The organism is Flavobacterium lipolyticum (genome assembly GCF_020905335.1).
GTDB classification, from domain to species: Bacteria; Bacteroidota; Bacteroidia; order Flavobacteriales; family Flavobacteriaceae; genus Flavobacterium; species Flavobacterium lipolyticum.
The window spans coordinates 3,457,519-3,484,503 of sequence record NZ_JAJJMN010000001.1 but is presented as its reverse complement, the minus strand read 5'-3'; the positions used below and the strand labels follow the sequence as shown (position 1 = coordinate 3,484,503).

At 35.3% G+C, this 26,985-nt stretch carries 29 protein-coding genes; 14 read left to right on the top strand and 15 right to left on the bottom strand.

Features of this window, described 5'->3' with window-relative positions:
* Positions 1-6 precede the first annotated feature (6 nt).
* From LNQ34_RS14920 to LNQ34_RS14910, 3 genes are all read right to left on the bottom strand, one after another.
* On the bottom strand, positions 7-1,410 hold the full coding sequence (locus LNQ34_RS14920) for a DUF5723 family protein (protein ID WP_230000306.1): 1,404 nt from the start codon (positions 1,408-1,410) through the stop codon (positions 7-9).
* Positions 1,407-1,961, bottom strand: a complete 555-nt coding sequence (locus tag LNQ34_RS14915) for a hypothetical protein (RefSeq protein WP_230000305.1) — start codon at positions 1,959-1,961, stop codon at positions 1,407-1,409. The genes LNQ34_RS14920 and LNQ34_RS14915 overlap by 4 nt, the downstream gene beginning before the upstream one ends.
* Positions 1,962-2,181: 220 nt before the next feature.
* Positions 2,182-3,048: a hydroxymethylglutaryl-CoA lyase gene (locus tag LNQ34_RS14910; protein ID WP_202703704.1), complete on the bottom strand. Its 867-nt coding sequence runs from the start codon at positions 3,046-3,048 to the stop codon at positions 2,182-2,184.
* Between the two features lie 399 nt (positions 3,049-3,447).
* Between LNQ34_RS14910 and LNQ34_RS14905 the strand changes: the two genes are divergently transcribed.
* Together LNQ34_RS14905 and LNQ34_RS14900 are read left to right on the top strand one after the other, a co-directional pair.
* Positions 3,448-4,062, top strand: a complete 615-nt coding sequence (locus tag LNQ34_RS14905) for a SatD family protein (protein WP_230000304.1) — start codon at positions 3,448-3,450, stop codon at positions 4,060-4,062.
* Positions 4,059-4,775 (top strand): DUF3307 domain-containing protein, encoded by a 717-nt coding sequence (locus LNQ34_RS14900; RefSeq protein ID WP_230000303.1) that lies wholly within the window; start codon positions 4,059-4,061, stop codon positions 4,773-4,775. The genes LNQ34_RS14905 and LNQ34_RS14900 overlap by 4 nt, the downstream gene beginning before the upstream one ends.
* On the opposite strand, the gene LNQ34_RS14895 is transcribed toward LNQ34_RS14900, so the two are convergent.
* The gene (locus LNQ34_RS14895) at positions 4,761-5,795 is read right to left on the bottom strand and encodes a quinone-dependent dihydroorotate dehydrogenase (RefSeq protein ID WP_017495411.1); all 1,035 of its coding nucleotides are present in this window, start codon (positions 5,793-5,795) and stop codon (positions 4,761-4,763) included. The genes LNQ34_RS14900 and LNQ34_RS14895 overlap by 15 nt on opposite strands.
* Before the next feature lie 354 nt (positions 5,796-6,149).
* On the opposite strand from LNQ34_RS14895, the gene LNQ34_RS14890 reads away from it, so the two are divergent.
* The 3 genes from LNQ34_RS14890 (at position 6,150) to LNQ34_RS14880 (ending at position 9,372) form a co-directional block, all read left to right on the top strand.
* Positions 6,150-7,280 carry a formylglycine-generating enzyme family protein gene (locus LNQ34_RS14890; RefSeq protein WP_230000302.1) on the top strand — a complete coding sequence of 377 codons (1,131 nt, stop codon included), beginning with the start codon at positions 6,150-6,152 and terminating at the stop codon, positions 7,278-7,280.
* 227 nt (positions 7,281-7,507) lie between these two features.
* Positions 7,508-8,785, top strand: coding sequence for a peptidase T (pepT, locus tag LNQ34_RS14885; RefSeq protein ID WP_202704415.1), 1,278 nt, complete (start codon positions 7,508-7,510; stop codon positions 8,783-8,785).
* An 8-nt stretch (positions 8,786-8,793) separates the two neighbouring features.
* Positions 8,794-9,372, top strand: coding sequence for a YdeI/OmpD-associated family protein (locus LNQ34_RS14880; RefSeq protein WP_230000301.1), 579 nt, complete (start codon positions 8,794-8,796; stop codon positions 9,370-9,372).
* Positions 9,373-9,771: 399 nt separating this feature from the next.
* Here LNQ34_RS14880 and yajC read toward each other — a convergent pair whose 3' ends face one another.
* The 3 genes from yajC to LNQ34_RS14865 all read right to left on the bottom strand — a co-directional run bounded on the left by yajC (position 9,772) and on the right by LNQ34_RS14865 (position 12,598).
* A complete protein-coding gene (yajC, locus tag LNQ34_RS14875; protein WP_202704413.1) occupies positions 9,772-10,047 on the bottom strand; it encodes a preprotein translocase subunit YajC in 276 nt (91 codons plus the stop codon).
* Positions 10,048-10,196: 149 nt separating this feature from the next.
* Positions 10,197-11,108, bottom strand: coding sequence for a transcription antitermination factor NusB (gene nusB / locus LNQ34_RS14870; RefSeq protein WP_202704412.1), 912 nt, complete (start codon positions 11,106-11,108; stop codon positions 10,197-10,199).
* A gap of 383 nt (positions 11,109-11,491) precedes the next feature.
* Positions 11,492-12,598 carry a Glu/Leu/Phe/Val family dehydrogenase gene (locus LNQ34_RS14865; RefSeq protein ID WP_017495417.1) on the bottom strand — a complete coding sequence of 369 codons (1,107 nt, stop codon included), beginning with the start codon at positions 12,596-12,598 and terminating at the stop codon, positions 11,492-11,494.
* Positions 12,599-12,803: 205 nt separating this feature from the next.
* Between LNQ34_RS14865 and LNQ34_RS14860 the strand changes: the two genes are divergently transcribed.
* The 3 genes from LNQ34_RS14860 to LNQ34_RS14850 all read left to right on the top strand — a co-directional run bounded on the left by LNQ34_RS14860 (position 12,804) and on the right by LNQ34_RS14850 (position 15,708).
* Positions 12,804-14,582, top strand: coding sequence for an ABC transporter ATP-binding protein (locus LNQ34_RS14860; protein WP_230000300.1), 1,779 nt, complete (start codon positions 12,804-12,806; stop codon positions 14,580-14,582).
* Positions 14,583-14,650: 68 nt separating this feature from the next.
* A complete protein-coding gene (locus LNQ34_RS14855) occupies positions 14,651-15,019 on the top strand; it encodes a PUR family DNA/RNA-binding protein (protein ID WP_017495419.1) in 369 nt (122 codons plus the stop codon).
* 143 nt (positions 15,020-15,162) lie between these two features.
* On the top strand, positions 15,163-15,708 hold the full coding sequence (locus LNQ34_RS14850; RefSeq protein WP_202704326.1) for an RBBP9/YdeN family alpha/beta hydrolase: 546 nt from the start codon (positions 15,163-15,165) through the stop codon (positions 15,706-15,708).
* 178 nt (positions 15,709-15,886) lie between these two features.
* Here the strand turns inward: LNQ34_RS14850 and LNQ34_RS14845 are convergent, their stop codons facing one another.
* Positions 15,887-16,222, bottom strand: a complete 336-nt coding sequence (locus LNQ34_RS14845; protein ID WP_089077785.1) for a tRNA-binding protein — start codon at positions 16,220-16,222, stop codon at positions 15,887-15,889.
* Between the two features lie 215 nt (positions 16,223-16,437).
* Between LNQ34_RS14845 and LNQ34_RS14840 the strand changes: the two genes are divergently transcribed.
* Together LNQ34_RS14840 and LNQ34_RS14835 are read left to right on the top strand one after the other, a co-directional pair.
* Positions 16,438-17,001, top strand: a complete 564-nt coding sequence (locus LNQ34_RS14840; RefSeq protein WP_230000299.1) for a thioredoxin family protein — start codon at positions 16,438-16,440, stop codon at positions 16,999-17,001.
* 328 nt (positions 17,002-17,329) lie between these two features.
* Positions 17,330-17,725, top strand: coding sequence for a GreA/GreB family elongation factor (locus LNQ34_RS14835; RefSeq protein ID WP_202704329.1), 396 nt, complete (start codon positions 17,330-17,332; stop codon positions 17,723-17,725).
* A gap of 108 nt (positions 17,726-17,833) precedes the next feature.
* Here the strand turns inward: LNQ34_RS14835 and LNQ34_RS14830 are convergent, their stop codons facing one another.
* The 7 genes from LNQ34_RS14830 to LNQ34_RS14800 all read right to left on the bottom strand — a co-directional run bounded on the left by LNQ34_RS14830 (position 17,834) and on the right by LNQ34_RS14800 (position 22,959).
* Positions 17,834-18,145, bottom strand: coding sequence for a c-type cytochrome (locus LNQ34_RS14830; RefSeq protein WP_202704330.1), 312 nt, complete (start codon positions 18,143-18,145; stop codon positions 17,834-17,836).
* Between the two features lie 92 nt (positions 18,146-18,237).
* Positions 18,238-19,170: a peptidylprolyl isomerase gene (locus tag LNQ34_RS14825; protein ID WP_230000298.1), complete on the bottom strand. Its 933-nt coding sequence runs from the start codon at positions 19,168-19,170 to the stop codon at positions 18,238-18,240.
* Positions 19,171-19,221: 51 nt separating this feature from the next.
* Positions 19,222-20,379: an MFS transporter gene (locus LNQ34_RS14820; protein ID WP_230000297.1), complete on the bottom strand. Its 1,158-nt coding sequence runs from the start codon at positions 20,377-20,379 to the stop codon at positions 19,222-19,224.
* Between the two features lie 142 nt (positions 20,380-20,521).
* Entirely contained in the window at positions 20,522-20,872 is a 351-nt protein-coding gene (locus tag LNQ34_RS14815; protein WP_230000296.1) for a cupin domain-containing protein, read from the bottom strand.
* 116 nt (positions 20,873-20,988) lie between these two features.
* Entirely contained in the window at positions 20,989-21,450 is a 462-nt protein-coding gene (gene tnpA / locus LNQ34_RS14810) for an IS200/IS605 family transposase (protein ID WP_230000295.1), read from the bottom strand.
* A gap of 618 nt (positions 21,451-22,068) precedes the next feature.
* Positions 22,069-22,524: a nuclear transport factor 2 family protein gene (locus tag LNQ34_RS14805; protein ID WP_230000294.1), complete on the bottom strand. Its 456-nt coding sequence runs from the start codon at positions 22,522-22,524 to the stop codon at positions 22,069-22,071.
* 105 nt (positions 22,525-22,629) lie between these two features.
* On the bottom strand, positions 22,630-22,959 hold the full coding sequence (locus tag LNQ34_RS14800) for a hypothetical protein (protein ID WP_230000293.1): 330 nt from the start codon (positions 22,957-22,959) through the stop codon (positions 22,630-22,632).
* Between the two features lie 261 nt (positions 22,960-23,220).
* Between LNQ34_RS14800 and trmD the strand changes: the two genes are divergently transcribed.
* From trmD to rplS, 4 genes are all read left to right on the top strand, one after another.
* On the top strand, positions 23,221-23,901 hold the full coding sequence (gene trmD, locus LNQ34_RS14795; protein ID WP_017495431.1) for a tRNA (guanosine(37)-N1)-methyltransferase TrmD: 681 nt from the start codon (positions 23,221-23,223) through the stop codon (positions 23,899-23,901).
* A 103-nt stretch (positions 23,902-24,004) separates the two neighbouring features.
* A complete protein-coding gene (locus LNQ34_RS14790; protein ID WP_230000292.1) occupies positions 24,005-24,829 on the top strand; it encodes an AraC family transcriptional regulator in 825 nt (274 codons plus the stop codon).
* 113 nt (positions 24,830-24,942) lie between these two features.
* Positions 24,943-26,073 (top strand): agmatine deiminase family protein, encoded by a 1,131-nt coding sequence (locus LNQ34_RS14785; RefSeq protein WP_230000291.1) that lies wholly within the window; start codon positions 24,943-24,945, stop codon positions 26,071-26,073.
* Positions 26,074-26,377: 304 nt separating this feature from the next.
* Positions 26,378-26,728 carry a 50S ribosomal protein L19 gene (rplS, locus tag LNQ34_RS14780; RefSeq protein WP_017495434.1) on the top strand — a complete coding sequence of 117 codons (351 nt, stop codon included), beginning with the start codon at positions 26,378-26,380 and terminating at the stop codon, positions 26,726-26,728.
* The last annotated feature ends 257 nt before the right edge of the window (positions 26,729-26,985 follow it).

The window sequence follows — 26,985 nt, the reverse complement described above, 5'->3', positions numbered from 1 at the left end:
AAAACATTATTCTTCCGGATTATCATTAAATATAAAATTAAATCCGAACTGAAATGCCATACTATTGGCCTTTGAAACATCTTTTAATTCTAAGAGGTTATTGACCAGAACATACATATTCAGTTTTCCAAGTGTACCTGCAAGTCCTAAACCAATATTTTTATTCGAATAAGAATCAACTGTATAAGTAGCTTTCACATCTAATTTTTCGAAAATACTGCGTCTGTAAAAAGCGGTTAATGCCACAAAAGGCTCTACAGGCATAGACATTGCAAACAGTTGCCCTCCTACACCATTGACATATTTTCGGGTGACTTTACCATGGCAATTACAGTCTTCATCAGAACGTGATTCGCCAAAGGAATACTGAAGGGAAGAATAGAGTTTTGTTGGTCTGAGGGTGGTATACTTATTATAAAGCGTATCACGAGGTATCGCTTTATCAAAATCATCAAAGATGTTCTTTGGTTCATTTGAATTATCAAAATTCGGATTCACACCTTCATAGTGATACGTTCCTTTATAGGTAAAGGTTTCGATATCTTTAGACTGTCTCACAAAACCCAGATCAACAATACTTGCGGTAAGCTGAAGATTATCTTTAAAATAATAAGTAAAACCGGCATCAAGTCCTAAACCTAAACTTCCGTTAAAAAAAGTGTTGTGCACAATATCACTTGGAATACTACCGTCGTACTCGTCTTTTGTAAATGCAGCAATCCCGGAAGTCTTTATCTGTACGTTAGACGAAATGGCTTGTGTATATAAATTAGGAGTTCCCGCAGCCTGACCGGTATAAATGTATCCTGAATTTCGGGTTGATGTTACATTTGCTCCGCTTGAGTAAATTTTGGCGCGGCCACCTAAAACCAGTTTCTCACTTATTTTTTTATGAAACCCAACATGAAACACAGAAAGCATTTCGGCCCTTAAATTCAAGTCGGACAAATTGAAAGCCTTTCCAATGTAATCTTTATTTCCATCTAGTGCCAATATAGCGGGATCCTTAGGAACGTACATTAAAAAATCAAATTCCTGATAAACTCCAAACGAAAGATACGACTGACTGTCTTTTCCTCCAATTCTGAAACCGCCTGAAAACAGTTCCAGCTGCTGATTGATCTGCGTTTTATCTCTACTGGATGATTTGTTAATCACGTTTCGAATTTTATCATTGAAATTTACCCCGTTATTCGCAAATAAATCATAGGCCGAAAAGCTGCTTGACCCTAAATTTACTGAAATTCCGGATAAAACAGGAACTCCAAAATAGTATTTATAAGCGACATCTGCTCCCGGATTTACAAGTGAAGATTGCGGAATGGCGGTAAAATTATACAGTACTTCTTTATTTTGAGCAAAACAAGAAAGCTGAAATACGACTATAAGAACTAAATATAATTTTCTCATTGAATTACCATATAAGCAGTTGCACTTGAGCGTAATTTTAAACTGCCTGTACTGTTTCCGTTTAAAGGCGGACCTGGCGCCATAACCACTACAAAGCCAAGTTTACGGGTCTGTTTCAATAAATCTAATCGTTGATTTTCGAATACTTCAGTAGGATATTTTACAACATTTGTTCCTCCTGAGTAAGCAGGAACTGCCAGTGTTATGGTTTGAAGAATTTGATCGCTGCCACTTAAAAGCAATATATTGAGCGTAAAGGCTCTGTTGATCGTATTCTCCATTTCAAAATTAAATTCGGCTTTAACGAGATGATCGTTGAAGTATTTTTCTTTGAAAATATCAAATTCCCGAACATCAAATCCTATTTGCTGTTCGGTACCGTTATCGACAAAGGAAGCTGCCGGAGCATTAAAATAAGCCAAATTCGCTACTACAGTAGGTTCCAGCTTGAAATCTTTAGTCTGATCAAAATCCAGATCACTGGAACATGATGAAAATAGGACAGATAAAAATAGTATCTGAGAAATTCTCTTTATGAAATTTGGTCTCATGGCTTTACATATCTAAATACTAACAACGATACTTTGATACTACTTATTATTCTAACCCTTTGCGTGTAATTATTTTTGAACACATAGAAACATAGATTTGACACTCTCAAAAAGACGTTTCACTTATTTAAAACATACAGAGGTAACTATGTGTTAAGCATTTTTTTATTAATTAAACCCAACAGGTTCTTTTATTTTTATAAGTAAATATAATTATTTTCTAATGAAATTTTCCAAACAATTTTGATGCCTCATTGTAGGCACTCTCAAAACTTAAAGAGTTCAAACCTGTCACTTTTTTATTGGATGTAAAATACGAAATCAGCTTTTCGGTAGGCATATTACCCGTGAGTTTATCTGTTGCCATCGGACAGCCTCCAAATCCCTGAATAGCGCCATCAAAACGGGTACAGCCTGCATTCGAAGCTGCCTCTATTTTCTCAAACCAGCTGTTTGGCGTCGTATGCAGATGCGCTCCGAATTCAATCTGTGGGTATTTTGGAATTAAATTGGAAAAAAGATACGTGATTACCTCCGGTGTAGAACTACCAACAGTATCTGAAAGTGACAATATCTTAACCCCCATTCCCGCAAGTTTTTCCGTCCATTCGCCCACGATTTCTACATTCCAAGGGTCACCGTAAGGATTTCCGAAACCCATAGAAAGATAAGTAACTACTTCTTTATTTTTCTGATCGGCGATTTCAAGAATTTCTTCTAGCGTGATTAAAGATTCAGCGATTGTTTTATGTGTGTTTCGCATCTGAAAATTTTCGGATATCGAAAAAGGAAATCCCAAATATTGAATAGGTTCATGTGCTGCAGCTAGCCCTGCCCCTTGTGTATTGGCAATAATCGCTAACAATTTGCTCGTTGTTTGCGACAAATCAAGCTGAGCTAAAACTTCGGCAGTATCCTGCATTTGAGGAATTGCTTTTGGAGACACGAAACTTCCAAAATCGATAGTATCAAACCCCACTCTCAATAAGGACTGTATATAGGAAACCTTATTTTTAGTAGGTATAAAAGTTTTGATGCCTTGCATAGCATCACGTGGACATTCGATAATCTTGATTTCTTTATTCAAAGCTTATTCTTTTATGCAGGCTAAGTTAGTTTCTTTTTTAAAGAAATAAAAGTTATAATTTTCTTTAATTGTATTACACGATAGGGTAACACTTTAATATGTTACACAAAAACGTAACAATTTACAATGTTACACAAAAACGTAACATTGAAAAATATTAGCTACATTTGTAGTACTACTATGTCGTAAGGCGTAATTAGCAAAAAAAAAAATGAAACAATATTTATAGGTCTAAAAAAAGAGCAGAAAAAGAAACGAACTTCTTTCACCTAGAAAAACAGGTATTTTGAGATGAAGTGAAACGCCTTTTCTATGGATACAAAACTTATGTAACCAGGTATTAAACAAATCGCGCACAATAACTTATTAATATTATTCTTTTTATTTATATTTGAAACTATGACTAGTGTAATTACAGGAGATATAATCGATTCCAGAAAGCAAAAATCAAAAGACTGGGTAGAATCTTTAAAGGAAATCTTAGCTTCTTTTGGAGAAACACCTCTCCAATGGGAAATTTACAGGGGGGACGAATTTCAAATAGAAATAAAGAATCCCGAAGAAGCTTTATTGGCAGCCCTCCTCATTAAAGCACATTTAAAAGCTTTAAAACTGGATGCCCGAATGAGTATTGGTATTGGAGATAAAACACACGATGCTGAGAAAGTTTCTGAAAGCAATGGTTCTGCCTTTATACACTCAGGTGAACTTTTTGAGACTCTAAAGAAACTAAAAGTAAATTTAGCCTTGAGAACCGACGATTCGGCTGTCGATGAAAAAATAAATTTAATGCTTCAGCTTGCTCTTACTTTTATAGATAATTGGTCCGCTCAATCTGCGGAATTTGTTGCAATTGCGATAGAAAATCCAAGCTTGTCACAAGAAGAATTAGCCCCAAAATTAGGAATCAAAAGAGCTGCCGTAAGCCGAAGACAAAAACGGGCACAGTTTGATTTAATATTGAGTTTGAACCGCTATTTCAGAACACAAATGAACCAACTTACAACACTATGATTGTATTTATAAAACTACTTTTAGCACATTTACTGGGTGATTTTACAGCGCAACCCAACTCCTGGGTAGTCGATAAAGAAGCCAAAAAACACAAAAGTATTTATTTATATCTTCATATTTTTTTACATGGCATTTTAGCAGCCGTTTTAGTCGGAGAAATTCAGTTTCTCCCTTACGCTTTGCTAATTGCCGTATCGCATGGTGTTATCGATTTAATCAAACTCCATTTCCAGAAAAACAAAACAAAACGCAGTTGGTTTGTAGCAGATCAGGCGCTGCACCTTTTAGTTTTGATTGGGGTTGTTTTGCTCTACAAGGGCGAAACCGTTCATTTTCTGTGGCTCAACAATCAATTTTGGATTTTAGCTACAGGATTTTTATTCATTACAAAACCAACTTCTATTCTGATTAAAACCATTATATCGATCTGGAATCCGGAAAGTCAAAACAGCCACAATGAAAATTCACTCTCTAAAGCCGGAAACTATATTGGTATATTAGAAAGATTATTTGTTTTCTGTTTTATTCTAACAGGACATTTCGAAGCCATTGGTTTCCTATTAGCCGCAAAATCCATTTTTAGATTTGGCGATCTAAAAGAAGCCAAAGACCGAAAACTAACCGAATATGTTTTAATTGGTACGCTAATCAGTTTTGGAAGTGCTATTGCTACAGGACTAATCGTTCAGGTACTGCTTTTACAATTGCTTTAAAACCTTTTTATTGATTGCTTTGATCAAAGCCGGTCCTTCATAAATAAAACCAGTATACAATTGTACCAAGCTGGCTCCTGCATTCAATTTCTCGATTGCATCATCGGCAGTATGAATTCCTCCTACTCCAATAATAGGGAAAGCTTTGTTGCTTTTTTCCGAAAGAAAACGAATCACCTCTGTCGAGCGTTTTGTTAGTGGTTTTCCTGACAATCCACCGGTTTCTACTTTATTGGCAGATTGCAATCCGTCACGTGAAATCGTCGTATTGGTGGCTATTACACCCGCAATCTGAGTTGTTTTTACAATATCAATAATATCTAATAACTGCTCGTCTGTAAGGTCGGGAGCAATTTTCAACAAAATTGGTTTTACCTTTTGTGTGCTTGTTTTTTGTTTCTCTATATTCCTGTTCTGAAGCGTTTGCAACAGAGCCGTCAAAGGTTCTTTGTCTTGCAATGCGCGTAAATTTGGTGTATTTGGCGAACTTACATTGACTACAAAATAATCTACGTGATCAAACAAAGCATCAAAACAAATAATATAATCGTCTACCGCATTTTCGTTTGGAGTCACCTTGTTCTTTCCGATATTACCACCAATCAAAACTCCTGAATTCTTTTTCAAACGCTCTACAGCTTCCAAAACTCCGCCGTTGTTGAATCCCATTCGGTTTACAATTGCCTGATCTTCTTTTAAACGAAATAAACGTTTTTTAGGATTTCCTTCCTGTCCAACAGGAGTTACCGTCCCAATTTCGATAAATCCGAATCCGAAATCCGATAATTCTTTATACAGCTTGGCATCTTTGTCAAATCCTGCCGCCAAACCTACCGGGTTTTTAAATTTAATTCCAAAAACTTCACGCTCCAGACGACTGTCTTTTACTTCGTAAACTGATCTTATAATTGAAGAAACTCCGGGGATTTTTGAAATGAATTTAACAAATGAAAAAGTAAAGTAATGGACTTCTTCAGGATCAAACCCAAAAAGTATCGGGCGAATTATCAATTTATACATAGTAGTGTGTTGTTGTTTTTTTGGGTGCAAATTTAATTATAATACTTTGAAAATGTCTTCTTTTTGCTAAAACAAATTACATCGGGTTTTGACCTTATATTTCTATGTTCAAATGATTTTTGCCGCAATCAAAAGTCCTCTTTCTCATAATTGTACTACACCATTGGAAACAAAAAAAACGAAGTTCTTAAACACCACAACTACAAAATTGAACTACAACTACTACCAGCACCTTAATAAAGTAACAATAAAAAACACTACTAACTTCATAAAATAAATAGAGTTTAAAAAGATTACTTTATAAACTTTATTCTTAAATTTACCCGCAACTACTATTCGATAAACACATTCGTCATGAAAAATAAAACGCATTGGATCTTTGCCATTCTAACCCTCTCTGCTATTACAATTGCTTACGGCTATACAAAACTTATAGTGCCGAAACAAAAGTTAACGGCGATGAATTGTGACGAGGTTCCAAATACAACGGAGGAATCATTGTTTAAACCAACAATTGAGAACAAAAACAAACCTGTCGGTAAAGCTCCTGCGGGGATGGTATGGATTCCCGGTGGAGAATTCTCTATGGGAAGTAATGTTGAAGACGAAAGTTTGTGCAGTATAAAAGGAGTAACCAAAGATGCCGCCCCGATACACCGCGTTTATGTGGATGGATTTTACATGGATAAAACCGAAGTTACAAACGACCAATTTGAAGCTTTTGTAAAAGCAACAGGTTATGTTACTTTAGCCGAGATAAAACCCACTCATGAAGAATATCCCGATGCTCCTTTGGAAAATCTCGTTGCAGGATCGGCCGTGTTTACTCCTACCCCAGCTCAGATTGATTTAAACAATTATATGCAATGGTGGACTTATGTGCATGGTGCTGACTGGAGACATCCGGAAGGAGCCGGAAGTTCTATAAAAGGAAGAGGCAACTACCCTGTTGTTCAGATTTCTTACGATGATGCCGCTGCCTACGCCAAATGGGCCGGAAAAAGACTGCCAACAGAAGCTGAATGGGAATTTGCTGCCCGTGGCGGAAAATCAGGCGAATTGTATGCCTGGGGAAACACCTTAAAACCAAAAGGAAAATTTCAAGCCAACATTTATCAGGGACACTTTCCTCTGGAAAAAGGAGACACTGGCGAAGACGGTTATATTGGCATTGCACCGACCGCTAAATTTGCCCCTAATTCTTATGGTCTTTATGATATTGGCGGAAATGTATGGGAATGGACCAATGACTGGTATACTGCAGACTATTACGAAATAATCAGCAAAAAAGATCAGGTTGTTAAAAACCCTCAGGGCCCTGAATCTTCTTATGATCCTTCAGAGCCCGGACTACCCAAAAAAGTTCAGCGTGGCGGATCCTTTTTATGCACCGATCAGTATTGTACCCGCTATATGGTAGGCACCAGAGGAAAAGGAGACTACAAATCACCGGCCAATCATATTGGTTTTAGATGTGTTCAATAAGATTTTTTTAGTCCCTAATAACATAAATTAAAATCTTTGCTATACTACTTACAAATCCAATTTCACAAATTTAAATTCGTGAAATTGGATTTTAACTTTCTAAAATTAGAGCAAATCAGTAAAATTTGAAGCAAACTTTTTTTCAGCCTAATTTATAGTTTTCATAATTTGCAGCTTTACAACCCCTAACTATTTACTTATATTTGCCTAAAAATAAAATAAAAAAAATGCAACATATTATCGATCGTTTTGTTAGTTATGTAACTATTGACACTGAGTCAGATCCAAATTCAAAAACAACTCCAAGTACAGAAAAGCAATGGAATCTTGCCAATAAATTAGTTGAGGAATTAAAGACAATTGGTTTATCAGATGTTACCATAGATGACAAAGCTTACATTATGGCTACATTGCCTTCTAATGTCGATCATGAAGTTCCAACTATTGGTTTTGTATCTCATTTTGACACTTCTCCTGATTTTAGCGGAGCAAATGTAAAGCCTCAGATCGTTGAGAACTATGACGGGAAAGATATCGTTTTGAATGCCGAGAAAAACATCGTTTTATCACCCAACTATTTTAAAGATTTATTACAATATAAAGGACAAACCATTATTACAACTGATGGAACAACCTTATTAGGAGCCGACGACAAAGCAGGAATTACCGAAATTGTCTCCGCCATGGAATACTTAATTCAGCATCCGGAAATTAAACACGGAAAAATTAGAATTGGCTTTACTCCTGATGAAGAAATTGGCCGTGGCGCGCATCATTTTGATGTGAAAAAATTCGGTGCAGCCTGGGCTTATACTATGGACGGAAGCCAAATTGGTGAATTAGAATATGAAAATTTCAATGCAGCCGGAGCAAAAATCACTTTCAAAGGAAAGAGCGTTCACCCGGGTTACGCCAAAGGAAAAATGATCAATTCAATGTTGATTGCCAACGATTTCATCAACGAACTTCCAAAAGGAGAAACTCCTCAGGAAACGAAAGGTTACGAAGGTTTCTTTCACGTACACCATCTTACCGGCAGCATTGAAGAAACTGTTTTAGAATTGATTATCCGTGATCATAACAAGAAAAAATTCGAAAAACGTAAAGATTTAATTGCCAAAATTGCCAAAAAAATCAATAAGAAATTTGCGAAAAAATTCGGAGAAGATATCGTAATTACTGAAGTTAAAGACCAGTATTACAATATGAAAGAAAAAGTACTTCCTGTAAAACATATCGTTGATATTGCCGAAAAAGCAATGAAAGAACTAAGCATCAAACCTATCATCAAGCCTATTCGTGGTGGAACGGACGGGTCGCAACTTTCTTTCATGGGACTTCCTTGCCCGAATATATTTGCCGGTGGTCACAACTTTCACGGAAAATACGAATATGTTCCTGCCGAAAGTATGCAAAAAGCGACTGATGTCATTGTAAAGATCGCTGAATTAACGGCAATTCCAGGCATTTTTGACGCTCCCGAGAAACCTAAAAGAAAAAAATAAACCGAAGTATGTCCGATAAAAAACACGTTTGGGATAAAGTCAACAATTGGGAAGAAGAACTTCTTTTCCTAAAAGCTATTATTGATAAAACCGAACTGGTTGAAACCGTAAAATGGAGCGGTCCCGTTTATGTATACAACAAAAAAAATGTTATCGGCATAGGTGGTTTTAAAGAGTATTTTACAATTTGGTTCTTCAACGGCGTTTTCCTGAAAGATGAAAAAAAGAAACTCATCAATGCTCAGGAAGATAAAACAAAATCACTGCGCCAATGGCGTTTTACTTCAAAAGATCAGATAAACGAGGCAGAAGTTTTGACCTACATCTTAGAAGCCATTGAGAACGAAAAACAAGGAAAAATCATCAAACCTTCAAAGAAGGAAGCTATTGTTTCTGAGCTTTTTCAGAAAGAACTCGATCAGAACTCCGCTCTGACAGAGGCATTTCAAAAGTTCAGTCCTTACAAGCAATATGAATTTCTGGAGTACATTGAAACTGCCAAGCAAGACAAAACCAAACTTTCGAGAATTGAGAAAGTAATTCCGATGATACTGGAAAACATCGGATTGAATGACAAATACAGATAGGCTTAAATTCTATTTTTTTAAGCTCCAAATTCGAAGCTACACAAACCTTTATCAAAGCTTAAAACTTTGATAAAGGTTTTTCACTTTTCTACCTTCCTGCACTAGCATTGAATTTACCTCCTCCGTTGAACCATACTCAACAAAAACCTATTAAACACATAGAAACATAGATTTTCAAAAAAGAATACAAAGCGAAGTACATTTCTTTCACACAGCAAGATATGTGCATTTAAATGAAGTGAAACGCCTTATTTTTGCAAGCACAGAATCTATGTCTCTATGTGTTAAAATAATTTACCCAATACATTTTCTTCAGCACAAAACAAAAAAAATCCCAAACTCCAGTTTTGGAATTTGGGACTTACTATTTTGAAATTTATTTTTTTTCGAAGAAAAAATTTAAGCTTTTTTATTCAAAGCAGCACTCATTTCCATAGAAATTGCTGAACGCTCAATTTTTAATTTTCCAGACATGGTTTCGATTACCGCACTTGTATCAGCAAGCTCAACAATTTTTCCGTGAAAACCACTTTTAGTAATTATTTTGTCACCTACTTTTAGGCTGCTTTCAAATTCTTTTTCATTTTTTACTCTTTTCTGTTGTGGTCGGATCATAAAGAAATACAACACGACAAACATTAGTAAATAAGGCGCAAATTTCATTAAATCTTGCATAGTATTCAGTTTTTATTTTTGTTATTAATATTTATGTTTTCCGGCTCTTCAGCATCGCTCGGAGCAAAATTGGAATTTGTTCTTCGACTTCGCTCAGAAAGACAACTTAATTGGGTTTTCGAATTTAAAAAATTGAAAATTCGCCTCAATTACATTAAACCACGACCTACTTTAATCATCTTTTTATTCGCTGTAAGCTCTTTAACGAGATTATCTAAAATTCCGTTGATAAAAATACTACTTTTTGGTGTAGAATACTCTTTTGCAATTTCTAAATATTCGTTAAGAGTTACCTTTACCGGAATAGAAGGGAATTTTAAGAATTCACAGATAGCCATTTTTAAAATAATAGTATCAATTTCTGCAATCCTTTCGCTGTCCCAGTTTGGTGTTTTATCATCGTATTCTTTTGCCAAAACCGATTCGTTTAAAACGGTTCTTCTGAATAAATCTTTAGCAAAATCTTTATCCTCAACGTCTTTGTACAACTTAGGCACTCTGAAATCATCCGGATCTTCTGTTTTGATCGCTTTCAATTGTTTGATGATGTGCGTATTCACCACCGGAATATCATCCACCCAAGTCAATTTATCATCTTCTAAATACTCATACAATTTTTCATTTGGAACAATTACTTCAGCAAACAAATCAATTACAAATTGTCTGTCTTCTTCAAAAGTATTGGTTATAGTACTCATGTATTTCGCATACAAAGCACTTGATTTAATATCATTTAAAAGTAAAATGATATAATCGTCGTTCAGATTCCAGTTGTTGATTTTACGATTTTCTAAAGCAATACTAAGGGAATTGCTTTCGGCAAGAAGTTGAAAAATTTTGTTTTTGACGAATTTTTCATTCGGATTACGTTCTGCAGCAGTTGCAAGATGTTTTTTACTTGAAAGATGTAAAAAAACGGACTCTTTTTTGCAAATTTCAATCAATGAAGAAAGCATTATAAGATATAAATCCTGAATATTATCAATACTGTAAAAAAGAAACTTCTCTTCTTTTTCCATATTATCAGAACCGCTTTGATGCATTGCATAAATGGATTGCATTACTTTAACGCGTATGTGTCTTCTATTTACCACCTTGTAAGAACATTTAAAAATTAGTCTGCAAAAGTAAGTATTTAACTTTTTATAATAAAATTAAAATGATAAAAAAAGTCGCAGTTTTCAGTCGCAGTCGCAGTCTCGGTTTTCAGTGAATCAGAAACTGCTTAAAAAAAACATAGCTTTCAATCGAAACGAATAAAAAAGTCGCAGTATTCAGTCGCAGTCGCAGTCTCGGTTTTCAGTGAATCAGAAACTGCTTTAAAAAAAAAAAAAAAAACATAGCTTTCAATCGAAAGGAATAAAAAAGTCTCAGCTTTCAGTCTCAGCTTTCACTTTTCGCAAAACTGAGACTGTAAACTGAGACTGTAAACTTTTAGCTTAAATTATTTTTTAGCGTTTTCAATCTTTCTCAAATCGATACGATTTTGAGCAATGGTCAAAGCCGCTTTGTGCGTTGTCATTCCGTTTTTCACAGCATACTCGATAATCTCTAAAGTTGTATTATAGATATTTTCGGTTTTTGACATGATTTCAGCTTTACCGTAATGCTCTAATTCGGCATATACATTGATAATTCCACCAGCGTTGATTAAGAAATCTGGAGCATATAAAATCCCTCTTTCCTGTAATCTTGCTCCGTGAACATTCTCATCAGCCAACTGATTGTTAGCTGCTCCGGCAATAACTTTAGCTTTAATTTTATCTACAGTTGCATCATTGATGATTGCTCCCATTGCACATGGTGCATAAATATCAACATCAGCTGTATACAAATCTTCACCAGAATAGATTGAAGCATTGTATTTCGAAGCTACCTGAAATAATTTCTCTTCATTGATATCAGTAATTGTAACAATTGCTCCTTCTTTAGTTAAATACTCAACCAAAGCCTCACCTACGTGACCAATTCCCTGAACTAAAACTTTTTTACCTTCTAAAACATCAGTACCAAACTGACTTTTAGCAGCAGCTTTCATTCCTAAATAAACACCGTAAGCAGTTATTGGAGAAGGATTTCCTGAACCACCTCTTTCTTCAGAGATACCCGTAACATAAGGCGTTACGTCTCTAACAGTGTCCATGTCTTTTGTTTCCATTCCAACATCCTCAGCCGTAATATATCTACCACCTAAAGAGTGAACAAATTCACCAAACTTGCGCATTAATTCAGGTGTTTTTTGCGTTTTAGCATCACCAATAATTACTGCTTTACCTCCACCGATATTCAATCCGGTAATGGCTGATTTATAGGTCATACCTCTTGAAAGGCGTAAAACATCGTTTAATGCTTCCCATTCAGTATTGTAATTCCACATTCTAGTACCTCCCAAAGCTGGTCCCATAACCGAATTATGAATACCAATAATTGCTTTTAAACCTGTATCTTTGTCATTGCAAAATACAATTTGTTCGTGATCGTCAAAAGACAATTGACCAAAAACAGGATCCATTTTTTGAAGTTCTTTTCCAGTTGCGAAAGTTGCATCCATAGCGCTACTATATTATTTTGTTAAAATTATGAATATGTCAAAAAGACTTCTCAAATTTATACAAAAAATATACATGTGCTAATTTATTATCTTTAAAATAACAATCTAACAATCGTTTTGTTTTGATAAAATTACATATTGTATTAATTTTTATTCATAATATTTCATCAAATCAAAACATTTTAACATTGAATCTCTTAAAAAAATGAAAGAATTAAGTTATTTAAACAAATATTTCATCAAATATAAATATAGTTTCTCTTTAGGTATTTTAATCACCATAATCGCACAAATATTCTCTCTATTTACTCCAAAGCTCATTAGCAAGTCGTTAAACGCTATCGAAAAGTTTGACAAACTGCCAAAAGCCGATCAATCTTCGCAAATCGTCATTGATACGTACCGCGAAGGATTAATCCATAACGTACTGTTAATCATAGCCACTACCATTGTAGCGGGTTTTCTAACCTTCTTAATGCGCCAAACTTTGATCGTAATGTCGCGTCATATCGAGTTTGATTTAAAAAATGAAGTTTTCAAACAATATGAAAAACTCTCACAAAACTTTTACAAACAAAACCGCACCGGAGATTTAATGAACCGCATTAGCGAAGACGTCTCAAAAGTTCGTATGTATGTGGGACCGGCGGTAATGTACACGATCAACACTTTCATTCGTTTTGCCATTGTCATAATATATATGTACAATGTCTCACCATTATTAACACTATATACAATTTTACCTTTACCAATTCTTTCTTATTGCATTTTCAAACTAAGCTCAGAAATCAATAAAAGAAGTACCACTTTTCAGCAATATTTATCTAAAGTTTCCAGCTTCACACAGGAAATCTTTTCCGGTATTCGTGTTATAAAAGCCAACTCACTGGAAAATCAGCATCAAAACAACATGGTCGCTCTGGCTGACGAAAGCAAAAAAAAGAGCTTGGATTTGGCCAAAGTACAGTCTTTATTTGGTCCTTTGATGATTGCTTTAATCGGAATCAGTAACCTTGTAGTCATTTACTTTGGAGGTGTCATGTACATTAACGGAACGATTCCGAATATTGGAACGATTGCCGAGTTTATTTTATATGTGAATATGTTAACCTGGCCGGTAGCTTCATTAGGATGGGTTTCATCAATGGTACAGGAAGCCGAAGCTTCTCAGAAACGTTTAAATGAATTTTTAAAAATCGAGCCCGAAATAAAAAATAATAACGAGAATCATTCCAATATTGAGGGTACCATTTCTTTTGAAAATGTAAACTATACCTACGAAGACACCAAGATCGAGGCTCTTAAAAATGTAACTTTTACTGTCAAAAAAGGAGAGACATTGGCTATTTTAGGAAAAACCGGTTCAGGAAAGTCTACAATATTATCACTAATCTCCCGTTTATATGATGTAACCGAGGGGAAAATCACTATTGATCAGAACGAAATCAGTGGTCTGAATCTGTATGATTTGCGAAATAATGTTGGAATTGTACCTCAAGACGCTTTTTTATTCTCGGACACTATTAAAAACAATATAAAATTCGGCAATCAGAACGCTACAGACGAAGAAGTAATCGAAGCGGCCAAAAATGCGGTAGTTCATGATAATATTATCGCTTTTAACAAACAATACGATACTGTTTTAGGAGAAAGAGGAATCACTCTCTCAGGCGGCCAAAAGCAGCGGGTCTCTATTGCGCGCGCCATTATTAAAAATCCGGCTATTTTACTTTTCGACGATTGTTTGTCGGCAGTGGACACAGAAACAGAGGAAACGATTCTTAGCAATTTATTTAAAATTTGTAAAGATAAAACTACAATAATTGTAAGCCATAGGGTATCATCTGCAAAAAATGCCGATAAAATAATCATTTTGGAAGACGGGAAGATCATTCAACAAGGCTCTCATAATCAATTAATAAATCAGGAAGGCTATTATGCATCGTTATATTTAAAACAACTTTCGGAAAAAGAATTACTTTAATTGTTGCGTAATCGATAATTTTTTATGATTTTTGAGTACTATTAATTCCAAAAATGATGGAACGTATTATGAGAGAAAATGACATGTTAGAAAAAGAAGAGATTTTTTCTAAAGTATTACGAGCAGGAAGAAGAACTTATTTCTTTGATGTGAGAGCTACTAAAGCTGATGATTATTATATCACAATTACCGAAAGTAAAAAATTTACCGAGGAGGATGGTTCTTTTCATTTTAAAAAACACAAGATCTACTTGTACAAAGAGGACTTTAGTGCTTTTGCCGAAATACTTGAAGAAATGACTTCCTATGTCCTGAACCACAAGGGCGAAGAAGTAATCTCTGAAAGGCATCAAAAAGATTTCAAAAAAGAATATGGTTCTGATAAACCTGAAGGACAAAGAACTAGTTTCACTGATATAGATTTTGACGATATTTAGTCGACGGAAGACTTTTTTTAAAGTATAAGTCCATAGTGTTTTGCATTTTGGACTTTTTTTAAATACATAAACTCTACCAATTTGGTAGATATTTATTTACGCTTTAAAATAAGCAATTCAACTATCCTGATAAAAAAGCAACAATGGAAATACAGCTATTAATTCTGCCAGGTCTTGGAAATTCGGGAGACAAACACTGGCAAACGTTTTGGCATGAGAAATTTAAAAACTCAACCCGCATCGTTCACGACGAATGGGATGAGCCTATTCGCGCAGAATGGCTTGAGCGTTTAGAAGAAGAAATCTCCAGACTTAATGGTCCGACAATACTGGTAGCACACAGCTTAGCTGTTTCACTTGTCCTACATTGGACACAGAGCCATAACAATCCAAACATAGTGGGTGCCTTACTAGTTGCACCTGCCGATGTAGATTCACCTGCACATACACCGGAATCTATACGAAACTTTTCACCAATGCCAACCTCAAAACTGCCTTTTCCTTCTATTGTCGTAGCGAGCGAAAATGATCCTTACGCGACTTTTGAGCGAAAAAAACACTTTGCCGAAATGTGGGGAAGCGATCTTGTCAATGTGGGACAAAGAGGACACATCAACTCCGATTCGGATTTAAAATATTGGGAAGAAGGACAATTAATTCTGGAGCAATTGATAGAGAAAATAAAATAGTCTTCAGTCGCAGCCTGCATACTGAAAACTGCGACTGTAAACTGTGACTGTAAACTGTGACTGTAAACTGTGACTGTAAACTGCGACTGAATACTGTGACTGAATACTGTGACTGAATACTGTGACTGAATACTGCGACTGAAAACTGTCACTGAAGACTGTCACTGAATACTGTAAACTAACCTATACGTAGTCCGTTTTCTATTTTAAAATCGGGAGCCAGCAAAATAACATCTCCCTCCTTGCCTATTGCGCCAAGAACCAAACATTCGCTCATAAATTTCCCGATTTGCTTTTTGGGAAAATTGACTACTGAGATAATTTGTCGGTTTAACAAATCTTCTTTTTTATAATGTACCGTTATTTGGGCTGATGATTTACGGATTCCTATTTCGGAACCAAAATCAATGGTAAGCTGGTAGGCTGGTTTTCTGGCTTCGGGAAAATCATTTACTTCTATAATTGTTCCGACACGCATATCAGTTCTTTCAAATTCACTCCAGGTTAAATCCATTTTTGTTTTACTATTTGATGTTTTACAAACCTATTAATTTTAGTATTACAACCGCCAATTCCATAACTGTTTTTTTGAGTTGTTTTCCTTAATTTAGAAATCATATTGTTGTTCTGATCTCAAAAAAGAAAATATACTCCAAAAATTAAAAACAAGTCTATATCCTTTCTTTTACAGAAATTTAAAGTTATTTTTGAAGAACTTATTTCCACAAAATGGCACGAACTCCTTCTAATATGATTCCTCTTGGAACAATTGCTCCAGATTTCAAATTAAGAGATACCAATTCGAATAATGACTATTCATTTGACGATTTGAGAGGCTCAAAGGGTACTTTGATTATGTTTATTTGTAACCATTGCCCATTTGTACTTCATGTCATCAAAGAGGTTGTTATGATTGCTAATGATTATCGTGTACAAGGAATTGGTGTAATTGCCATTTCAAGCAACGATATTGAGAAATATCCGCAAGACGGTCCTGAGTTAATGACTGACTTTGCTTTTCAGAACAAAATCGATTTTCCCTATTTGCACGACGAAAGCCAGGAAGTAGCCAAAGCCTACGAAGCGGCTTGTACTCCCGATTTTTATTTATTTGACAATCAGGACCGATTGTTTTACCGTGGCCAGTTGGACGATTCAAGACCGGGAAACGGAATTCCGTTAAGCGGAAGTGATCTTCGCAGTGCAATTGACGCTCTTATTTACAATAGAAGTCTGAAAGATCCGCAAAAACCAAGTATTGGCTGCAACATCAAATGGAAAACAACGCTTTAGTGTTTTCAAAAAGTTTGCGTATCTTTACAAATCCAATTAATTATTTCCACAGTGACTACTATAAATCTATTTACAGTTTCTCCGGTATCGCTTTCTCGCACGAGAAGAGCGTACTCGACTGTATTTATTTCACATAGTAAGGCCTTTATCAATTAGGCCTCCGTCTATTTCAATTTTTTCTCTCAGACGGAGGATTATTTTTTAATTTTCAGTTTACAATTTTCAGTTTTCAGCGGCAGTCTCCATTTACAGACCGCTAGCAATGACTGTAGCTCTAATTTGCATCTGAAAATTCTACACAGTCAACCCACAATAAATTAGAATAGATATGAAACCAACACCTACATTCTGTAAGTCAGATTATCAATTTTTAAGAGAATTGATACTAAAAAGTAAAAACGCAACCAATGCCAAAGAAATCGGGCAGCTTTCACACGAATTGGACCGCGCTATCATCCGTAAAGAAAGTGAATTAGACAGCAGTACTATACGCATCAATTCACATGTTATTATTGAAGATGTAAAAGCAAAAAAACAAATGAAAATTCAAATTGTACTGCCTTCATTTGCGGACGTAAAAGAGGGTAAAATATCAATATTAGCGCCACTAAGTGTTGCTATTATTGGCTTTAAAAAAGACGATGTTGTCGATTGGGAATTACCGGCCGGTATAAAAACTTTAAAAATAGCAGCGGTTGACAATTCTTCTGAAAACGCTTCTTAATTTTCTAAACACCTCCCGCGTGAAGGTGTTTTTTTATGCTCCCTTTGGAGCAAAAAAAAACTATCCAAATAATATGAATAGTTTTTATGCTTTTCAAATATCAACTCCTTACAATTGAGAAGTTATATAATTGGATATTAAAGCGATCTGAGTATCGTCAACCTTCGCTTTTTTCTGCATTCTTACCAGAATTGGTTTCCAGTCTTCCTGACTAAATTTCTTCGGATCGTATAGTTTGTGACATCTTGCACAACTGTTTTCGTACAAGTTTTTACCTTCTGCCAATGCAGGAGTTAGTTCTGTAGTTTTTGCCGTCTCAGTTGCAGCCGGAGTGGCTGTTGCAACCGGAGCCGCTTTTTTTGTACCGCACGAAACGATAAGCAACGTCACAGCGGTTAAAGTTAAGATCCTTAATTTCATTGTTCTTGTTTTTTAAAGTAAATATAAAAAAAATCCCATTCGGCTAGCGAATGGGATTGCTATTTAAAACAATACTAAATTGCTGTAAAGTCTTATTTTACGTCCATTAATTCAACGTCAAAAATCAAAGTTGCGTGTGGTGGAATAACTCCTCCTGCACCTGAAGCTCCATAAGCTAAATCAGATGGAATTACAAAACGAGCTTTGTCCCCTACTTGTAATAAAGCAATACCTTCGTCCCATCCTTCAATAACCTGCCCCTGACCTAATCTAAATTCGATCGGTTTTTTACGTGGGTAAGAGGAATCAAATACTTTTCCGTTTTCTAAAGAACCTTCGTAATGTACTGCAACAGTTTTACCTGCTTCCGCTTTTTTACCTTCTCCTTTTTGAATCATTTTATAACGCAACCCACTGTCCGTTTTATCAAAACCTGCAGCCAATTGCTCCATCTTTGCTTCTGATTCCGCTTTTAAAGCAGCATCACGCTTCAAACGAGCTCCTTTTAAAGAGATAAAAGCTTCGATTGCATTCCATTTTTGAGCTTCTTCACCTACTCTGATGATTTCTACTGCATCAAGATTATCTCCCTGAGCTACAGCATCAACAACATCCTGTCCTTCGATTACATGACCAAAAACGGTATGTTTTCCGTCTAACCATGAAGTTGGAACGTGAGTAATGTAAAATTGAGAACCGTTACTTGCCGGACCTGAATTTGCCATTGCTAAAACTCCCGGACGATCGTGTTTCAAGCTTGGGTGAAACTCATCATCAAATTTATATCCAGGATCTCCGGTTCCAGTTCCTTTTGGACATCCTCCCTGAATCATAAAATCAGGAATTACTCTGTGAAAAGTCAATCCGTCATAGAATTTTTGTCCTTGAGGTTTTACTTTATTTTCCATATTTCCTTCTGCAAGAGCTACAAAATTCCCTACGGTCCCAGGTGTTAAATCGTGTGCAAGTTTTACTAAAATCGAACCTTTACTAGTGTTGAATTTAGCGTATATTCCGTTTTCCATCGTTATTATTTTTTATTTGATTGCAAATTTACAAATTAATTTTATATCAATTTATGCTTTCTGTTTTTTAGACCCGAAGCTTCGGGATGATTTATAAGTAAGACCATAAACCGTAAATGCCAGTGCCGATAATCCAACACATCCAATGGTTACGGCATGCCATCCGCCCAGTTTCCACAACAACAATCCGTAAGCCGATCCGGCTGCTGTTCCTAAAAAGCTAAACGACATAAAGACGGTATTCAATCGGTTTCTGGCTTCCGGAAGTAAGGAATACACGCGGGTTTGGTTTGAAATATGCACTCCCTGAATTCCGATATCAATAAATACAATTCCAATCGCAATTCCGATCACACTTTCTATTGAAAAATAAAAAACCAGAAAACTAATTAAGATCAATAAACAACCGTAACCTACCGCAATTCTTGAGTTTCCTTTGTCTCCCATTTTTCCTACTAACGGCGCTGCCAAAGCTCCTGAAGCTCCCACAATCCCAAATAGTCCAATTGTAGCACTGTTAAAACCGAATGGTTCTCCCGAAAGCAGTAAAACCATAGTGGTCCAGAAGGCCCCGAATTGTGCAAAACTAAATACATTGATCAGTGTCGCTTCACGCAGAACCGGCTGTGTTTTTATAAGTGTAAAAAGGGATTGAATTAACTGTCCGTAAGTTCCCTGAAATTGAGGCTTATTCACCGGGAATTTATTCTGAATCACAAAAAAGATCAGTAAACAAATTCCGGCAGCAATATAAAACATAGATCTCCAACCCAGCAACTGACCGATAAACCCGCTTAAAGTTCTGGAAAGCAATATCCCCACAAGCAAACCGCTCATGATGGTTCCAACTACTTTTCCACGTTGTTCAGGTGCACTTAAAGATGCTGCCAAAGGCAGAATTAACTGTGGTACGATTGAAGTAATTCCGATTAATAAAGAAGCTACCTGCAAAAGGAAAAAACTTTTTGCCGTTGCCGCAATAATCAAAGCAATTACAGAAGCAAAAGTGGTGAATAAAATTTGCTTTTTACGTTCGATTTTATCTCCCAGCGGAACCATGAAAAACAGCCCTATAGCATAACCCGCCTGGGTTAAATAGGTTATTGTTCCCGCACTGGCTTCAGGAATTTTAAATTCGTTGGCAATTAAAACAATTAAAGGTTGGCAGTAATACAGATTTGCAACTATAAGTCCGGTGCAAGCTGCCATAAATAAGACATTCGTTTTGGATAAATTCATTTTGCAAAAATACCAATCTAATTATTACCAAAACTTTAAAAAAATTATAATTTTTAAAGGTTTCAAAGCCAATTCGGTTCCTATCTTATAGCTTTTAATGGACTTTAAGCTCTTACGATTGTATAAAATCTTCGCGCATTGGACTAAAAACATCTGTCAGAAGTCCGCTTTCCAAACAAACTACTCCATGAATGGCATGAGGCGGAATGTAAAAACTATCTCCTTCCTTTAACGTTTGGGTTACGCCACTAATAGTAACGTCAAATTTACCACTGGAAACGTAGGTAACCTGAGAATGATAGTGCTCGTGTAAAACTCCGATTCCGCCTTTCTCAAAATGTACATTTACCAACATCACTCTTTCATCGAAAGCCAGAATTTTACGTTTGATTCCTTCTCCTACGATCTCCCACTCAATTTCATCTCCTTTTATAAACTCTTTACTTGTTTTAAAATGCTGCATTTTCTCCGTGTTTAATTATCTTTTCGTTTCTTGCAAATTCCATTAATCGGCTAACGTCTTTTCATTCCGGCTATTTGTATCAAATTTAAGCTAATCTGTTTTCTTATTGATTACTTCTAAATTAATTCTTTAAAAATAAACTTTTCATCATAATCAACTTCTGACTTTTGCAAAAAGTGAATATACTCGTCTCTGAATGTTTTCTTTTTGTGGTGTGCTTCCTGGTTTTCAATATACCTGATTACAGTACTTAGTTGAGATTTACTGTATGAAAACGCTCCATAACCTTCCTGCCATTGGAAATGACTTTTGGATAATTTATTACTATTGATCCATTTTGAGGAATCCTGTTTAATATTTTTCATCAAATCAGAAATCGATTGGGCAGGTCTGATCCCGATCAAAATATGAATATGATCCGATACACCATTTATCGCCAGAAGCTTATGATCATTATTTTTTATAATTCCGGTTATATATTGATATAATTCTGCTTTCCATTCTTTGTCTATTAACGAACGTCTGAATTTCACTGCGAAAACAAAATGAATATGTATTTGGGTGTACGTGTTTGCCATAATTACCGATATTTAATTCCTGACGAAATAATTTGCGATGTGTAAAACATATTGTTTTTTTTGCCCTATTTAATTCTACCAATATTTAATTCCTGACGGAATAATTTGTGATCTGTAAAACATATTGTTTTTTTGCCATATTTAATTCTAACGATATTTAATTCCTGACGGAATAATTTGTGATCTGTAAAACATATTGTTTTTTTTTGCCACATTTAATTCTACCTTAATTCCTGACGGAATAATTTGCGATGTGCAAAACATATTGTTTTTTTTTTGCCATATTTAATTCTACTGACGGAATAATTTGCGATGTGCAAAACATATTGTTTTTTTTGCCATATTTAATTCTACCAATATTTAATTCCTGACGGAATAATTTGCGATGTGTATAACATATATTTTTTGATAACCCAAATTTAATTCCTGACGGAATAATTTTAGATCATTTAAAATAAAAGAATAAAGCTACAAATAGTTTGTTGATAAATATTACTTTCCCTCAATTTATTTTACTTATTAGCAAAAAAAATGCTCCGTCAGGAGCAAAATACGGGTAATCTACCGTCAACAATGTCCCGTAGGGACAACACCTCTTTTTACGGTTAGCAGCTGCCCTTAGTTTTCCTCTTCTTCAAAATTATCGAAATAGGTAAAATCTTTGGTAATTAATCCGTTTTCAATGGTAAAAATAGTGCAGATTGGCAATTCAAATTTTGAATTATCGGGCGCTGTACCTGTTGAAACAAACTCTACAATAATATGTTTGTCTCCCGATGGATAAACCTGAACAACTTTATCATGCAGATCCGGAAATGCAGCATTTAATTCTGCATACTTATCCGCAATTTGTTTACGGGTTTGTTTTACAATCCCCGGCCCTAACGAAGGGTCTTTAAAATCAGCGGTATCCGTGTACATTTCTGACATCTTCTTCCAGTCATGGTTGTTAAAATGTTCGAAATACTGTTTGATTAATTGTTCATTTTTTGTGGCATCCATAGGTTTTGATTGATTTTGATTGTTACAGGAAATAATTAGAAAAAACACCATTAGCATTGCTATTTTTCTCATGATTCATCATTTTAAGTTACTTAAGATCAGCATAAATATACTGAAATGATTTTCGTCGCAGTAATAAATCAGCGCTATTTTCTGATAAAAAAACAATCAATCTATTTATTTTACAGCAATCGTTTGTGGTGGCTGCTGTTGTTTATCGGTTTTATACAAGTAAATTTTCCCGTCCTTATGGGTGTATATATAAGTGTAATTCCAATAATTTGGACCGGCAATTCTGGTAGCTTCACTTGTATCTGTATTTGCATATACCTGATCTGCATAAATTAATATTTCTCCATGATTCGGGTGATTTAAAGTACGTATAGGAGGTCCCCACGCCTTTATAAGATTTTTTTTTGACTGACCGATCCATTGATCGTTTGGATTTTTGGCTGTTGCACATGCCTGTAAAATCAATATAATTGTTAGTAAGAATAGCTTTTTCATGGGATTTTATTTTTTTAGACGATTGAACCGTAATATTACTTAAAATTAAGCAGCTTTTTTTTACATTTCGGTAGTTTTATGTTATATAACCATCATATATTCACCTGTAAAACAAATACTTAAACACAAACCATCAAATAACACACTGGTTAGCAACTCATTCTAACCAGTCTCTTAATTATTTTCTCTCATTTTCAAATCTTGAAAATTCACAAAAATTAACTTTGTATCTTTGCATCTTAGAACTATTGAAGAAAAGAAATGCGAATTGACATTATTACAATTTTACCTGAATTATTAAAGAGTCCGTTTGAGGCTTCGATTATGAAACGTGCTATAGACAAAGGTTTAGTAGAAGTTCATTTTCATAATTTACGTGATTACACCACAAATAGGCAAAAAAGTGTTGACGATTATCCGTTTGGAGGAGGTGCCGGAATGGTAATGACAGTTCAGCCTATTGATGACTGTATCACGCATTTAAAAAGCCAGCGCGAGTATGATGAAATTATCTATATGTCACCTGATGGAGAAACTCTAAATCAAAAAATGGCCAATACGATGTCGATGTATGAAAACATTATCATTCTCTGCGGACATTATAAAGGGGTAGATCAACGTGTTCGTGACCATTTTATTACCAAAGAAATTTCAATTGGCGATTATGTATTATCCGGTGGAGAATTAGGAGCCTTAGTATTATCTGATGCTTTGATCCGATTGATTCCCGGTGTTTTGAGCGACGAAACTTCAGCATTGACTGACAGTTTTCAGGACAATCTGCTTTCAGGTCCTATATACACAAGACCTGCAGATTATAAAGGCTGGAAAGTTCCCGAAGTACTAACGAGCGGTCATTTTGCCAAAATTGACAAATGGCGCGAGGATATGGCCTACGAACATACTAAAAACAGACGTCCGGATTTATTGGAAGAAAAATAAAAAATATTCCCTCCTCATTTATTTTTAGTGATTCTTCTCAATCATACTTGAAAGCTGTAATTATCGTTATCTTTTTTTATTACTTCTTTCTAAAAGCTAAAAAATGAGCGATTTTAATCTGAAACATATTTACAATACACGGAATTATATTGAGATGAATTACAATCAAATCATCTCAATAAATTCTCTGGAGCATATTTCTTGTTACTCCTACAGGAATTTGCAACGCATTTTTTATTCTTTATTTAATGAAACCATCGGCGCTTATCAAACCCGATTGAAAGTAGAAAATGGGTACAAAAAACTGATCTACTCGAACAAACAGATCTCAGAAATTGCACTTGAAGTAGGTTTTGCCGATGTGCAGTCTTTTTCAAAAACCTTCAAAAAACATTTCGACTGCGCTCCTTCGCTTGCCCGCAATCAAAAAGAACTTTTATTAAACGATACGGGTATTCTTCAATCTTTTACTTCCGTTTTAAAGCCGGAAATACTCACCATTCCGGAAACAGCTGTTTATTACCTTAGCTCTAAAACACATTATATTAATCCCGAAATAGAAAATCTTTGGGACACTCTTTTAAAAAATGAATTCCCTGAAACTGATGCTCACTTCTTCGGAGTTATAACGGATGACATTTTAATTACCGAAAAAATAAATTGCACTTACGAAGCCTGCATTGCGACAACTGCTGTTCTCAAAAATCTTCCAAAGAAGCAAATTTTTGGCGGCAAGTATGCTCGCTTTTTTCACCATGGAAGCTACCACACCCTTGAAGAAACGTATAATCAAATCTTTGGTGGCTGGTTTCTAACCCATGATTATGAACTTTCACATTTGCCTGTTATTGAACAATACCTGAAAACAAGCGACAATTGTGATAACGAATCTGACTATCTCACAGCGATTTTTATTCCGCTTATTTGATTTGTCCATTTTGGACAACTGCCGGATTACGTTTTAGAAATACATTTGTACCGTCAAAATACTAGTAACAAAATGACACTAAACAAGTTAATTCACAACAAACTTATATTAAGATGAAAAAATTATTTTTACCAATAGTACTACTTCCTTTGTTCACTTCCTGCCAGGAAGACGGAATGTCTGCAACACCAAACGAACCAACTGAATCCATTAAAAGCGAGATTATGTATACCATGCCTGAAGAATCTGCTCCGCATGAAGGAACCTGGCTGCAATGGCCACACCAATATCAATACGGTATTAACTATAGAGATGATTTGGATGCTACATGGGTAGCCATGACAAAATCATTGTCAACAAGTGAAAAGGTGCATATCGTTGCTTATAATACCAGCGAAAAGAACAGAATTACAACTTTATTACAAAATGCAGGAGTTTCTCTTTCTGCTATCGATTTTAAAATCTATAAAACGGATGATGTTTGGGTGCGAGATAATGGTCCTATCTATGTAAGAGACAAAAACAACCAATTGGTAATTCAGGACTGGGGCTTTAATGGCTGGGGAGAAAAAGCCGATTTTAGAAATTGCAACACCATACCTGCACAAATTGCCGCAGATCAAAGTACAACAGTTGTAGATTTAAATTCGATCATGATCAACGAAGGCGGAGCTGTAGAAATAGATGGAAAAGGAACCTTATTAGCTACTAAAAGCTCTATTCTGAACTCAAATCGTAATCCTGGAATGAGTCAGGCACAAGCTGAAGCCATTTTTAAAAAATATTTAGGAGTGTCTAACTTCATCTGGCTTAACGGAAAAGCAGGAAAAGACATTACTGACATGCACATTGACGGGTTTGCACGATTTGGTAATGACAACACCATCGTAACGATGAGTGAAGATGATTTACTGTACTGGGAAGTACCAGAAGGAGACATCCCTACTTTGTACAATTCAAAAGATCTAAAAGGTAAAAAATACAATTTCCTAAAACTGCCTTTGACTCAAAACAAAGTTATAACGGCTTATGGTAAAAAATTAGGATACAAAGGTTCTTATGTTAATTACTACATTGGAAACACGGTTGTATTAGTTCCTAATTACAATGATCCTAATGATGCGGTTGCGAACCAACTGATTCAAAGCTTGTATCCTAACAGAAAGGTAATTGGTATCGATGTTCGTAATTTGTACGCTAATGGAGGAATGATCCACTGTGTGACGCAACAGCAGCCTAAGTAAGTACTCAGTGTTCAGTCACAGTATACAGTATACAATGTTCAGTTTTATTGTATTGATTACTACTGTAACTGTATACTGAGACTGAGACTGAGACTGAGACTGAGACTGAACACTGTATACTGCGACTGAACACTGTGACTGAACACTGTGACTGAACACTAACCCTCAATTTATCAGCAACTTAAAATAATTTACAATTTATAATTCATAATTTACAATTATTTTTTACATTTGCACCCGAATTAGACTAACCTCTGGCGAAATACGTGAATGTTACTCTAAATAAACAATAATAAAAATTATCATGGCAGATTTATTAAAGTTCGTTCAAAACGAATTCGTTGCTAAAAAAGATTTCCCTGTTTTCGGAGCTGGAGATACTATCACAGTTTACTACGAAATTAAAGAGGGTGAAAAAACAAGAACTCAGTTTTTTAAAGGAGTTGTTATTCAAAGAAGAGGTTCTGGTAACACAGAAACTTTTACTATCCGTAAAATGTCTGGAGCTATTGGAGTTGAGCGTATCTTCCCAGTAAACTTACCAGCTTTACAAAAAATTGAAATCAACAAAAAAGGAGCTGTACGTAGAGCTAGAATTTTCTACTTCAGAGAACTTACTGGTAAAAAAGCTAAGATTAAAGATAAAAGAAGATAATCATTTATCTATTGGTTATAAAAAACTCGTTTCATTTGAAACGGGTTTTTTTTTGCCTGTTTTTTAAAATTTTCAGGAGCTAATCCCGCTATCCGTTTCAATCTTTTGCTTTTTAAAGAAAAAAGCAAAAGGATTTCCACTGCTATCGGGGCTAGGACAATCATTTTCATAAGAGCTTTTAGTTTACGCCAAACCCGACAGGTTTTAAAAACCTGTCGGGTTTCTCAGATTGCGCGACATACATCATTTCAACGGAT